The sequence below is a fragment of the Allomuricauda sp. CAU 1633 genome, from assembly GCF_017313225.1.
Lineage (GTDB): Bacteria > Bacteroidota > Bacteroidia > Flavobacteriales > Flavobacteriaceae > Flagellimonas.
This window is the reverse complement of the sequence record NZ_JAFLNE010000001.1, coordinates 61125-73808: the sequence shown is the minus strand read 5'-3', so window position 1 is coordinate 73808 and position 12684 is coordinate 61125. Positions and strand designations below refer to the sequence as shown.

7 protein-coding genes are annotated in these 12684 nt (G+C 42.6%); 6 read left to right on the top strand and 1 reads right to left on the bottom strand.

The window, feature by feature from the left end:
* The first annotated feature begins 212 nt into the window (after window positions 1-212).
* From J0X14_RS00285 to J0X14_RS00260, 6 genes are all read left to right on the top strand, one after another.
* Entirely contained in the window at window positions 213-2318 is a 2106-nt protein-coding gene (locus tag J0X14_RS00285; protein ID WP_242527873.1) for an alpha-glucuronidase family glycosyl hydrolase, read from the top strand.
* A 16-nt stretch (window positions 2319-2334) separates the two neighbouring features.
* A complete protein-coding gene (locus tag J0X14_RS00280) occupies window positions 2335-3075 on the top strand; it encodes an SDR family NAD(P)-dependent oxidoreductase (protein ID WP_207095767.1) in 741 nt (246 codons plus the stop codon).
* A 26-nt stretch (window positions 3076-3101) separates the two neighbouring features.
* Complete coding sequence (gene uxuA / locus J0X14_RS00275) at window positions 3102-4268, top strand: mannonate dehydratase (RefSeq protein WP_207096629.1); 1167 nt, start codon at window positions 3102-3104, stop codon at window positions 4266-4268.
* A 31-nt stretch (window positions 4269-4299) separates the two neighbouring features.
* A complete protein-coding gene (locus J0X14_RS00270) occupies window positions 4300-5490 on the top strand; it encodes an endo-1,4-beta-xylanase (protein ID WP_207095766.1) in 1191 nt (396 codons plus the stop codon).
* A gap of 85 nt (window positions 5491-5575) precedes the next feature.
* Window positions 5576-8269 carry a sialate O-acetylesterase gene (locus J0X14_RS00265; protein ID WP_242527872.1) on the top strand — a complete coding sequence of 898 codons (2694 nt, stop codon included), beginning with the start codon at window positions 5576-5578 and terminating at the stop codon, window positions 8267-8269.
* A 1-nt stretch (window position 8270) separates the two neighbouring features.
* Entirely contained in the window at window positions 8271-9812 is a 1542-nt protein-coding gene (locus tag J0X14_RS00260; RefSeq protein ID WP_207095765.1) for an acetylxylan esterase, read from the top strand.
* A 12-nt stretch (window positions 9813-9824) separates the two neighbouring features.
* Here the strand turns inward: J0X14_RS00260 and galB are convergent, their stop codons facing one another.
* Window positions 9825-12545 carry a beta-galactosidase GalB gene (gene galB / locus J0X14_RS00255; RefSeq protein ID WP_207095764.1) on the bottom strand — a complete coding sequence of 907 codons (2721 nt, stop codon included), beginning with the start codon at window positions 12543-12545 and terminating at the stop codon, window positions 9825-9827.
* Window positions 12546-12684 lie beyond the last annotated feature (139 nt).

Sequence of the window (12684 nt, the reverse complement as noted above, 5' to 3'; positions counted from 1 at the left end):
AAATTCCGTAAAAATATTGATTTTTGCAATCGATTGCGTTAAACATTTTGTTAATCTATAAATTTTTTGCTTATTTTACTCGATGCAATTGATTGATTTTACAATTAATCGATTTTTTTTTTGCCAATTCCTAAATTATAAGACAGGCCATGATGTTAAAAGTAAGGTGTTTTTTTGGGATTTTTCTTTTGGTTTCGGCCACGTCCTTTTCAATGTCAAACGGATACGAACTTTGGTTAAATTACCAAAAGGTTACGGATGATGCTTTACTGAACCAATACCGCTCCAGTCTTCAGACAGTTTATCTGGAAGGGGAAAGTGATACCCATTTAGCCATTAAAAAAGAATTGCAGATGGGACTTGGTGGATTGTTGGATACAGAAGTGGTTTTTCAAAAATATAATGGATTAGGAAACACACTGATTGTTTCAAAATACAAGGACCTGCCGCAAGATTTTAAGACTATTGTTACAGCGGAGGGGCTTACCGAAGAAGGATATATCATTAAAACGGCACAGCTCAATGGTAAATCCCATGTTGTGGTTTCCTCAAAAGAAGATGTTGGGCTGCTTTATGGCACCTTTCACTTTCTAAGACTTCTACAAACCCATAGCTCCCTAGCGAACATTGATATTATGGAAATGCCCAAAGTGAACATCAGGGTGTTAAACCACTGGGACAATTTGGACAGGAGCGTGGAGCGCGGTTATGCGGGTTTTTCCATTTGGAATTGGCACACCTTGCCCAATTACATTGACCAACGTTATATAGATTATGCCCGGGCAAATGCCTCAGTGGGGATTAATGGAACTGTAGTTACCAATGTGAATGCCAATGCACTTATTTTAACGCCACACTATCTGGAAAAGGTAAAAGCCTTGGCCGAGGTTTTTAGGCCATACGGCATTAAGGTGTATTTAACTGCACGTTTCTCCGCACCTATTGAAATTGGAGGATTGGAAACCGCTGATCCGTTGGATGCTGGTGTAATCCAATGGTGGAAGGACAAAACCAAGGAAATTTATACCATGATTCCTGATTTTGGCGGATTTTTGGTCAAGGCCAATTCCGAAGGGCAGCCAGGGCCACAAAACTATGGCAGGAGCCATTTGGATGGCGCCAATCTTTTGGCCGATGCTTTGGAACCCTATGATGGGGTGGTTATGTGGCGCGCTTTTGTCTATTCGGAGCACGACCCAACGGACAGGGCAAAACAAGCCTATTCAGAATTTCTCCCTGAAGATGGAAAATTTAAAGATAACGTTATACTTCAAGTAAAAAATGGGGCTATTGACTTTCAGCCCAGGGAACCTTTTCATCCTATGTTTGGGGCGATGCCCAATACTCCTTTAATGATGGAGTTTCAAATTACCAAAGAGTATCTGGGGTTTGCCACTCATTTGGCATTCTTGCCCAAACTTTTTGAAGAAACGTTGAAGTCAGATACCTATCGGAAGGGAAAAGGGGCAACAGTGGCCAAAGTGATTGATGGCTCACTGGACAATAAAAAACTTTCAGGAATGGCTGGGGTATCCAATGTGGGTACCGATATCAATTGGACAGGCCATCCTTTTGGTCAGGCAGATTGGTACGGATTTGGTAGATTGGCTTGGGACCCCTATTTATCTGCTGAGGATATTGCTGATGAGTGGCTCAGGCTCACCTTCAGCAATGATGATAAATTTGTGGAACCCGTAAAAAAGATGATGATCGAATCTAGGGAAGCTGTGGTTAATTATATGAATCCGCTTGGATTGCACCATATTTTTGATACAGGACACCATTACGGTCCGGGACCCTGGGTGGGCAACCTTTCCAGACCCGAATGGAATCCAGTATATTATCACAAAGCCGATACCGAGGGGATTGGTTTTGACAGAACAAAAACAGGAAGTAATGCTCTGTCACAATACGCTCCAGAAGTGGAAGAAATGTTCACAAATTTGGAAACCTGTCCAGAAGAATACTTATTGTGGTTCCATCATTTACCATGGGATTACACCTTAAAAAATGGAAGGACCCTTTGGGAGGGTATGGGGTTAAAATATCAAGAAGGAGTAGATCAAGTTCGTGATATGATCAAGATCTGGAAGGCTATGGAACCCTACGTGGATGAATTTAGACATCATCAAGTTTCCATGCTGCTCAACATACAACTCAAAGAGGCCATATGGTGGAAGGATGCTTGCATGCTCTACTTTCAAACCTTTTCAAAAATGGATTTTCCAAAAGAAATGGAAGCCCCAGAACACACATTGGAATATTATAAATCGTTGAAATTTCCTTATGCGCCGGGTATTCGGCCCAGATGGGACTAACCTTATAAACAAATTAATGGATAAAAAAGTAGCCATAGTAACCGGAGGGAATTCGGGATTGGGTTTTGCCACCGCAAAAAAGTTTTGCGACAATGGAATTAAAACCTACATCATAGGCAGGACAAAAGATCGAACGGAAGAAGCTTGTGAACAAATTGGGGAAAATGCAGTCCCCGTAATTTTTGATTTGACCCATCTTAAAGAGATTCCCAGAATGGTTGAAGATATTTTTAAAAAAGAGGGGCATATAGATATCCTGGTCAATAATGCTGGAATAAATATGAAAAAGGATTTTACCGAAGTCACCGATGCAGAGTTTGAGCAGGTTATCCATACCAACTTGTTCAGCGTCTTTGCCATTAGCAGGGAGGTGGTTAAAAAAATGAAAGAAACTGGGGGAGGAAGCATCATCAATATTAGTTCAATGGCCGCCCAATACGGTTTGCCAAGGGTTATAGCCTATTCGTCCAGTAAAACGGCCATTGAAGGTATGACACGTGCCATGGCAGTGGAATTGGCTCAATATGGTATTCGAATTAATTGTATTGCGCCAGGTTTCATCAAGACCAAAATGACCGCCAAAGCCTTGGATTCTGACCCAGAACGCAAAAACAAGGTCTTTTCCCGGACTCCAATGGGTAAAATGGGATTGCCAGAAGATATCGGTGATGCCGCGTACTTTTTTGCTTTGGATGAGGCCAAATTTGTCACTGGGACCGTATTGCCGGTAGATGGAGGAAACAGTATTGGATTTTAAGCCTAAATGTCAACGATATGATTAAAATGCAACAAACCATGCGCTGGTATGGACCACATGATGGCATTACATTGGCCGATATTCGACAGTGTGGCGTATCGGGAATTGTTACGGCCCTTCACCAAATTCCCGTTGGGGATGTTTGGCAAGTCAAGGACATCAAAGAAAGACAGCAGATGATTCGTGATGAAGGAATGGAGTGGACAGTAATTGAAAGTCTACCCGTACATGAGGATATCAAACGAAGAGGAGGCAATTACCAAGAATACATCGCCAACTATAAAAAGAGTTTAGAGAATATTGCTGAATGTGGTCTAACAGTGGTGGCGTACAATTTTATGCCCATTTTGGACTGGGTACGGACAGACCAGGCTTATGAGAATATTGATGGAACCAAGGCCCTTTTGTTCGACGAACGTGCCTTTATCTTTTTTGATGCGTTTCTATTACAACGTCCCGGAGCAGAACAAGATTACAGTCAGGAAAAGTTGAATGAGGCCATCGCCTATGGAAATACCTTGGATGAAGCCGCTCAACAAAAATTGTACAAAAATGTACTGTTGGGTCTTCCGGGCAGTGATGAAAGTTTCACCAAGGAAAAAGTACTGGAACTGTTGGAGGACTACAAAGGAATCAGTGATGATGACCTCAGAAAGAACCTCATTCAATTTTTATCGGAAGTAGCTCCAGTAGCTGAAAAATTTGGAGTTCAATTGGCCATTCACCCAGATGACCCACCATTTTCAGTATTGGGATTGCCCAGGGTGGTATCCACTGAAAATGACATCAAGGAAATTCTGGCCGGTGTGCCCATCAATGCTAATGGACTTTGTTATTGCACAGGTTCGTTGGGAGCAAATCCAAACAACGATCTTGTTCGAATCATTGAACAGCATGGAGACCGCATCCATTTTTTGCATCTTAGAAATGTAAAGCGGGAAGAAGGTAAACGATTCCGGGAATCGGAGCACCTTAATGGAGATAATCCTATGGAAACCATTGTGGAGAAACTTTTGGTGTTGATGCAAAAAAATAAAAAAACACTTCCCATGCGGCCAGACCATGGCTTTTTGCACTCCTTTGAGAAAGTAGAAAAGTACCCAGGATATTCCTTGATTGGCAGGCTAAAGGGATTGGCTGAAATCAGGGGTCTGGAGCTGGGAATCTCCTATAAATTACAGCAAAAACAGTAACCCATAAAAGTAAAAACCAAACAAAGAAAGAATGAAGATAGTAAAGGTTTTAATGATAGTGATGTTAGGGGCAGTCATGGGATGCAGTTCTGGAAGTGATGACACCGGCCCCCAAGTTGGCGGTCCTTCAGATGATATTGATCCCGGCACTACGGATGATGAGGGTTCAACCACAGATGATGAAGTACCTGTTGTAGATCCATTCGTTTACGATGCTACAGAAGATTTAAAAAATATTGCCAGCTTTCCTATCGGGAATATCGTTTCCGCCAGTAAATTGGCATCCACATCAGCCAATAATACAAGCTTCAAGCAGATTCTGAATGCTGAATACAATAGCATTACTGCGGAAAATGACATGAAGATGGCCAACATGTTCACGGGTCCGGACACTTACGATTTTAGTGATGGTGATGCCATTGTGGCCTACGCCATGGAAAATGGGATGAGGGTACATGGACATGCGCTGATATGGCATTCGTCAATCCCCAATTGGTTGAATAGTTTTTCCGGCACCGATGAGGAGTTTGAAGCCCAAGTGGAAGCCTATGTAAAAGCCACCGTAGCCCATTTTGCTGAAGCAGAAGATGATAGTGGAAACCCAATAGTTACTTCTTGGGACGTGGTCAACGAGTATTTTGATGGATCATCCGTAAGAAATTCTCTTTTCACCCAACGCATAGGAAACGATTTCCATGAGAAGGCTTTTCAATGGGCCAGGGAGGCCGACCCTGATGTGAAACTTTTCTATAACGATTACAACATCGCCGGACAGGTAGACAAAAGAAATGCTATCATTGGTATGGCAAATAATTTTATCACAAATTCCATTCCCATTGATGGTATTGGTATGCAGATGCACCTAAACCATGATTGGCCTTCATCGGATTTACCGATTTCCATCCAAGCAATATCAGATACGGGTCTGTTGGTGCACATATCGGAATTGGATGTAAAAGTGAATTATGGAGATGACATCACAGAGTTCACTGAAGAAAGAGCCATGGCCCAAGAATTCCAATATCAAAGAGCAGGATATTATTACACCACTATTGTGCCATCAGCACAGCAATTTGGTTTGACTTTGTGGGGTTTTAGGGATCAGGACAGTTGGTTGTATGATGGCGGATCGGATTGGCCCTTGTTGTATAATGTTGATTTTAACACAAAAATCTCTCATAGAGGTTTGGTTGCAGGCCTTAATGGAGAAAATCCAGAATAAAAAAACAACGATGCATAATATGAAACCATGATGGAGCCTATTAAATAGTTTCATCATGGTTTTTTGTTTGATAAAAGAACACGAAATGAAATCAATAAAAAGAGTATCACTACTAGTTGGTCTCCTGTTCGCAATTTTAAGCAATGCCCAGATTAAGCTACCTAGGCTGATCAGTGACGGTGTGGTGTTACAGCGAAATGAAGAAATCAAGATTTGGGGATGGGCATCAGCCAATGAAAAAGTGGAGATGACCCTTAAAGGGAAAAAGTACAAAACCACAGCTGATCAAAATGGCAACTGGTCTATACTACTGAACCCACAAAAAGCCGGTGGACCCTACACCATAAAATTTAAAGGCAAGAACCAGGTTTCCGTGAATGATGTTCTTTTTGGGGATGTTTGGCTCGGTGCAGGGCAGTCCAACATGGTGACACCCATGGAAAGGGTCAAGGAAAAATACCCTGATGAAGTGGCCAACGCCAACTATCCTGAAATTCGGAATTTCTTTATCCCAACCTTATCAAACGTAGCTGGGCCTGAAAAAGATTTACCTGCTGGAGAATGGAAACCAGCCGTGGCTGGAGACATCATACCAATGGGAGCAGTGACCTTTTTCTTCGCCAAAGACCTTTATAAAAAATACGGAGTTCCGATCGGCATCATCAATTCAAGTGTGGGAGGTACGCCGATTGAGTCTTGGATCAGTGAAGATGGATTTAAGGAGTTTCCGAGTGATTTGGAAACCATCCAAAGAAATAAGGATGAAAACTATTCAAGTCAATTTACCACAAGACCTCCTGCTCCTGATGTTCAGCCAGAAATTAAGGATGAAGGCCTAACAGGTCCCATCAAATGGTACGAAAATGAATACCAACCTAAAGGTTGGAACAACTACTACATTCCAGGATATTGGGAAGACCAAGGTTTAAGAGACTTGAATGGCGTGGTATGGTTTCGCAGGGAATTGGAAATCCCTGATGAATTAGTGGGAGTGGAAGCCAAGCTTTTTATGGGACGAATTGTGGATGCCGATGAAGTCTATGTAAACGGCACCAAAATAGGGAACATCACCTATCAATATCCACCCAGAAGATATACCATTCCCGAAGGTGTGCTGAAGAAAGGCAAGAATCTTGTTGTGGTTCGGGTAACGAATTCAGGAGGAAAAGGGGGATTTGTCCCTGACAAAAATTACGAACTCACCGCAAAGGGTATCAGTGTTGACTTAAAAGGAGAATGGCAATACAAAGTGGGAGAAGTCTTTAAACCTTTTCGAGGTGGAAGAAGAGGTAGCGGTTACAACCAATTTTGGGCACAAAACCAGCCTACGGCACTCTACAATGCCATGATAGCCCCATTGACAAATATGTCCGTAAAAGGAATGTTGTGGTACCAAGGTGAATCCAATACAGGTCGACCAAAAGCCTATGCCGATTATCTTCCAGCCTTAATTGAAGATTGGCGAGAAAAATTCAATAAACCCAATGCCCCTTTTCTATGGGTGCAATTAGCGAACTTTCAGGATGTGGATTATCTCCCCACAGAGAGTAATTGGGCCGAACTCCGATTTTCGCAGTTCAAGACGCTTTCTGTTCCCAATACGGCCATGGCCGTCATCATCGATTTAGGGGAATGGAATGATATTCATCCATTGAACAAAGAAGGAGTTGGAAAACGATTGGCCTTGGGCGCCTTAAAATTAGCCTATGATGAAGATGTGGTGCATTCAGGACCCATTTTCAAGTCTTCAGAAATCCAAGGAGATAAGATTGTGCTTCATTTTGATTCCGTAGGAAGCGGATTGGTTTCCATTGACGGAGAACCGTTACATCGATTTGAAATAGCAGGACAAGACCAAGAATTTGTATGGGCCGATGTCCAAATTGTAGGCAACACGGTTGTGGTGAAAAGCGATGAGGTACCTCGTCCGGCATATGTTCGTTATGCTTGGGCCGATAATCCGATGGGGGCTAATCTATACAATAAGGAAGGATTACCCGCATCGCCATTTCAAAATTTTGATAATGACGAATTGAACCAATTGCCATGGCAAGGCAAAAAAGCGGCGGTCATTCTTACCTATGATGATGCCTTGAATGTGCATTTAGACAATGTGATTCCTTTGTTGGATTCCTTGAATTTAAAGGGAACCTTTTATGTGTCCACTTTTTCGGAAGCGTTTCGCAATCGATTGAATGATTGGAAACGGATTACATGGAATGGCCACGAATTGGCCAACCACACCATTTTTCATCCCTGTATTGGGAAGGAGAGTAGGCCCTGGGTGAAACCAGATTATGATATGGCCACGTACACAGTTCAACGAATGGTGGATGAAATCAAAATCAACAACATCCTATTGGAAGCTTTGGATGGTAAAAAGGAAAGAACCTTTGCCTATACCTGTGGCGATTTTACCGTAAATGGAGATGATTTTTTCATTGATGAACTAAAAGATGATTTGGTGGCGGCCCGGGCCGTGCGTTCGGAAATGCATACGATCGACCAAGTTGACCTTTATAGCATGGATAGCTATGCCATTGTGGATGCATCGGGCGAAGAGATGATTGACATGGTGAAGAAAGCAGTGGAAACCAATTCTCTGCTGATTTTTCTTTTTCATGGTGTGGGAGGGGAACACTCCATGAATGTTTCCTTGGAAGCCCACAAAGAATTGCTGGAATATTTAAAACAACACGATACCGAAGTTTGGACCGCACCGCTTATTGATGTGGCAAAAAATGTAAAAGCATATCAATCCAAGACAAAAACAAAGTAGCATGAGAACAGCCTATTACCTCGCATTGATTTTTGCGTTAACCAGTTACTGTGGAAACGCCCAATTTTTTCTAACTCAGGAAGAACGGGATAGCATTTACCAACACGGAAAAGCAAATCATGAAAATATGATGGCGCAATTGGGAATCACAGAAATGCGACCTGGGGCAAGTGGAGACCCTACTTCGCCCAACTCAGCCAATTATGATGAATCTATTGCCAATCCCTGCCCGGAATTACCGGAAGTTTTGGTCACCAATAAAGGGAAAAAAGTAAAGAACGCCAAAGATTGGTGGGATGAGCGTCGCCCAGAAATCGTTGAGGATTTTGAACGGGAGGTATATGGACGATTGCCAGAAAATATTCCTGATGTTACTTGGACCGTGAAAGTAGAAGACAAGGAATTTGTCCGTAGGACACCTGTTGTTGTAAAACAATTGGTGGGGCATGTGGATAACAGTTCTTACCCTGCTATAAATGTGGACATCAATGCCATGTTGGTAGTTCCTGCCAATGTGGAAGGTCCGGTGCCCGTATTGATTATGTTCGGGCGACCCTCTTTCCCAGCCCCGGCACAACCATCGCAAGAAGATATGGAATCCCTTAATACATCCTTTAAAGAATTGATGATTAAGCATGACCCCAAACTAAAGGCCATTTTTGACAAATACCCTGCTTATAGCCCCATCACAAGATTGCCCGGACCAAATTTTTGGGAACCCCTGCCAGAGGGCGATCTGCCCTCAACTGAACAATTGTTGAATGCTGGCTGGGGTTATGTCACTCTGGAGCCAGCAAGCATACAGGCCGATAATTCGGCTGGGTTGACACACGGAATCATTGGTCTGGTAAACAAAGGTCAACCCCGTAAACCCGATGATTGGGGTTCCTTGAGAGCTTGGGCCTGGGGTGCGGCTCGTACCTTGGATTATTTAGAGACCGATCCATTGGTTGATGCCACCAAAGTGGGAATCGAAGGGGTTTCCCGTTATGGTAAGGCGGCCTTGGTAACCCTGGCCTTCGAAAAGCGTTTTGCAATAGGGTTGATAGGTTCTTCAGGGAAAGGTGGCGCCACATTGCACCGAAGGATTTTTGGAGAGGCTGTGGAAAACCTTACCGGGGTAGGTGAGAGTCATTGGATGGCAGGTAATTATTTAAAATATGGTGCAGCCAAGGCAAGTTTTGGTAGCAAAACAGGGTGTGATCTTCCCGTGGATTCCCATGAGTTGATTGCACTCTGCGCACCACGACCCACATTTATCAGTTATGGTATTCCCGAACAAGGAGATGCCCATTGGTTGGACCAAAAAGGGAGCTATATGGCCACCATAGCGGCCGGTGAGGTTTTTAAATTGTTGGGAGCCAAGGACCTTGGCGTTTCAAACGATTATTTGAAAGAGGAAATGCCCCCGTACAATACCGATATGTTGGATGGAGAGCTGGCATGGCGCCAACATGATGGGGGCCATACCGATTGGCCCAACATGAAATATTTTATCCCGTGGGCCAATACGCTTCTTAACTATCAAAAAACATCCCGATAGAGTGAACTAAATTTAGTTGCTTTCAATTTCAACCGTTGCCAACTCCAATCCATCTGCAGTGGCTGTTACTTTGATTGTGCCGGGTTGACCATCTTTTGATTTTACAATTCCCAAGGCCAGTCCGCTAAAGGCATTTCTTTTGGGTGAAGGAAACTCGGTCATATCACATGGGTTCCCATTGTCGGTCGCAATTAATGCTCCTGGACCATCAATGGTAAATTCAATTTCATTTTCAGCATTGGCCACAAAATTGCCATCTTTATCCAGCACCTTAACAGTTATGTAAGCCAAATCCAAGTCATTGGAATTAATGGTATTTCTATCTACTTCTACCTCTAGACGTGCTGGAACACCGGTAGTTTTTACAATTTCCTCAGCCCAAACTTTTCCATTTTTATAGGAAACTGCCTTTAGTTCCCCTGGTTGATATATCACATCATCCCATCGTAACCGATATTCAAATTCTCCTTTTTTCTTTTTTCCAAGTGATGTACCATTAAGAAACAATTCCACCTCATCCCCAGAAGTGAACACATGTACAGGAGTGACCTTCCCAACTCGGTCAGGCCAGTTCCAGTGGGGGAAAATATGCACCATGGGTAAATCGGGCCGCCAACGGGCTTGGTACAGGTAATACCTGTCTTTGGGAAAACCTGCCAAATCAATAATGCCATTATAGGAGCTTCTACAATTATAATAGGGGGTAGGTTCGCCCAAATAATCAAATCCGGTCCAAACAAACTCTCCGGCCGAATAAGGATGTTTGTCGAGCGAGGCAAAAACCTTATCTGCCGAAGATCCAAAATCCACGGCATACAACTCATACGCACTTACTTGCGAAATACTGTCGTCTTTGCCATTTCCGTTTAACATTGGGGCACTTATTTTATCCGTTACGGGAAACAAATAAATTCCTCGACTGCTGGCTGCAGAAGCTGTTTCGCTACTCAGAATCACCTTATTGGGAAATTTTTCATGGAAAGGCTCATATTGTGGCTTGGTCTTTATTCGATTTGTAACCTTGTCGAAAACTGGGTCTTGTCGAATACCTTCACCTTGATAATTGAAACTGATCACATCCATAACCGTTGGAAATGGCATATCGGATTTTGCCCAATTCATGGCGCTTGTCGTTAAACGCGTGGGGTCCTCATCTTTGACTATTTCAACTAATTTCCTACCTATATCAGCGCCCTCTTCGTCAGTATATTGCTCGCCAACTTCATTGCCATAACTCCACATGATTATGGATGGATGATTTTTATCGCGACGTACCATGGCCCGCGTATCGGCTTCATACCAATCTGGAAAAATTAAATGAAAATCGTGTGGTGTTTTTTTACGTTCCCAGGAATCGAACACTTCATCAATGACCAAAAAGCCCATTGTATCACATAAATCCAACAACTCTGGTGCTGGGGGATTATGTGCCATTCGAATGGCATTACACCCCATTTCTTTTAAGATTTCCAATTTGCGTTCTGCAGCACGAACATTAAAGGCCGAGCCCAAAGCACCCAAATCGTGATGTTCATTAACACCTTGTATTTTAACCAATTCGCCATTTACCAAAATGCCTTGATTTGGGTCGAACTCCAACGAGCGAATTCCAAAAGAGGTATCGTACGAATCGATGACTTTTCCATTTTTTGAAATTGTCGTAATGGCTTTATATAAGTTTGGTGTTTGTGTTGGAGGTGGGCCCCATAGTTTGGGGTTTTTAACGGTTGCCCTGCCAGATATTTTTTTTGATTTTCCCGAAGCTATCGTCAAAGTCTTTTTTGGTAGCAGTGCAACCACCGATAGACTATCTTCCAAAGAAAAAATTTCGGTAACCACATCAATTTCGGCACTTATTTCAGAATCATTATCCACGCAAACGGAAAAATCCACTGTCGCGGAATTTTCTGAAACATTGTGGGTTGAAACCGTTGTTCCCCATTGTGCGATATGAACTTTATGGGTCTTGGTCAACCAAATATTGCGATAAATGCCAGCTCCTGGGTACCAACGTGCAGAATGGTTAGGATTATCTACACGAATGGCCAATTGGTTATCACCTTCAAAATTAAGGTGAGGCGTTAAATCCAGCCGCCATGAATTATATCCGTAGGGCCAACCACCGACTAAATTGCCATTTAACCAAACCATGGCATATGACATGATTCCATCTACATCTAAAAAAATAGCCTTGTTTTTATCGGCCTTGGTAATATCAATTTTCTTTCGATACCAAGCAACTCCATTACTCGGCAAGCGTCCCATTCCACCAGTGACTTCAGCATTATCACCTTCTTGAAAAGGCCCTTTTATGGCCCAATCGTGGGGGATTGTAACTTCTTCCCACGCATTGTCATTAAAAGCGCTTTGCACAAATGGAAAATCTATCCCAGGATTTCCCTCGGGTCTTATGTAGTGTCTAGAGCTGTCCTTTATAAAAGCATTTGCAGTTGGCAAAATATAAGGTTTCAATGCTTTTTCTGATGCTTTTAATTTTTCTGCTTCCGTTGCAGGCGTATCGGCGGCTTTTGCGTCGTTAACATTTATTACTTCTGGACGGACGTCATAATATAAATCATCAGCATCTGTAAAGGATTCATATTTAAAAAATTTCCAATCTTGGTTGATTGAAATATGTTCCCTAGGGTTTTGGATTGTATCGGGGACTGAATTGCAGGCCGCAACTAATAAAAGGGCTATTATAATGAAATAATGGTTTGTTCTATGGATCATGTTTAGGAATTGGGTATAAATTATGTGCTGCTTTCTCAAAATAATGAATAAAAGTTAAAAGTTCTTTAAGTAAGAAAACCGCCTGCCATTAGCTAAGCGGTCTTCACCGAAATTACAACTAGTCCTATCAAAGGGTAAA

Bases quoted from the DNA above. Each gene is read 5' to 3' on its own strand.
- J0X14_RS00270 (WP_207095766.1), top strand. From the start codon at position 4,300: ATGAAGATAGTAAAGGTTTTAATGATAGTGATGTTAGGGGCAGTCATG.
- uxuA (WP_207096629.1), top strand. From the start codon at position 3,102: ATGCAACAAACCATGCGCTGGTATGGACCACATGATGGCATTACATTG.
- J0X14_RS00285 (WP_242527873.1), top strand. From the start codon at position 213: ATGTCAAACGGATACGAACTTTGGTTAAATTACCAAAAGGTTACGGAT.
- galB (WP_207095764.1), bottom strand. From the start codon at position 12,545: ATGATCCATAGAACAAACCATTATTTCATTATAATAGCCCTTTTATTA.
- J0X14_RS00280 (WP_207095767.1), top strand. From the start codon at position 2,335: ATGGATAAAAAAGTAGCCATAGTAACCGGAGGGAATTCGGGATTGGGT.
- J0X14_RS00260 (WP_207095765.1), top strand. From the start codon at position 8,271: ATGAGAACAGCCTATTACCTCGCATTGATTTTTGCGTTAACCAGTTAC.
- J0X14_RS00265 (WP_242527872.1), top strand. From the start codon at position 5,576: ATGAAATCAATAAAAAGAGTATCACTACTAGTTGGTCTCCTGTTCGCA.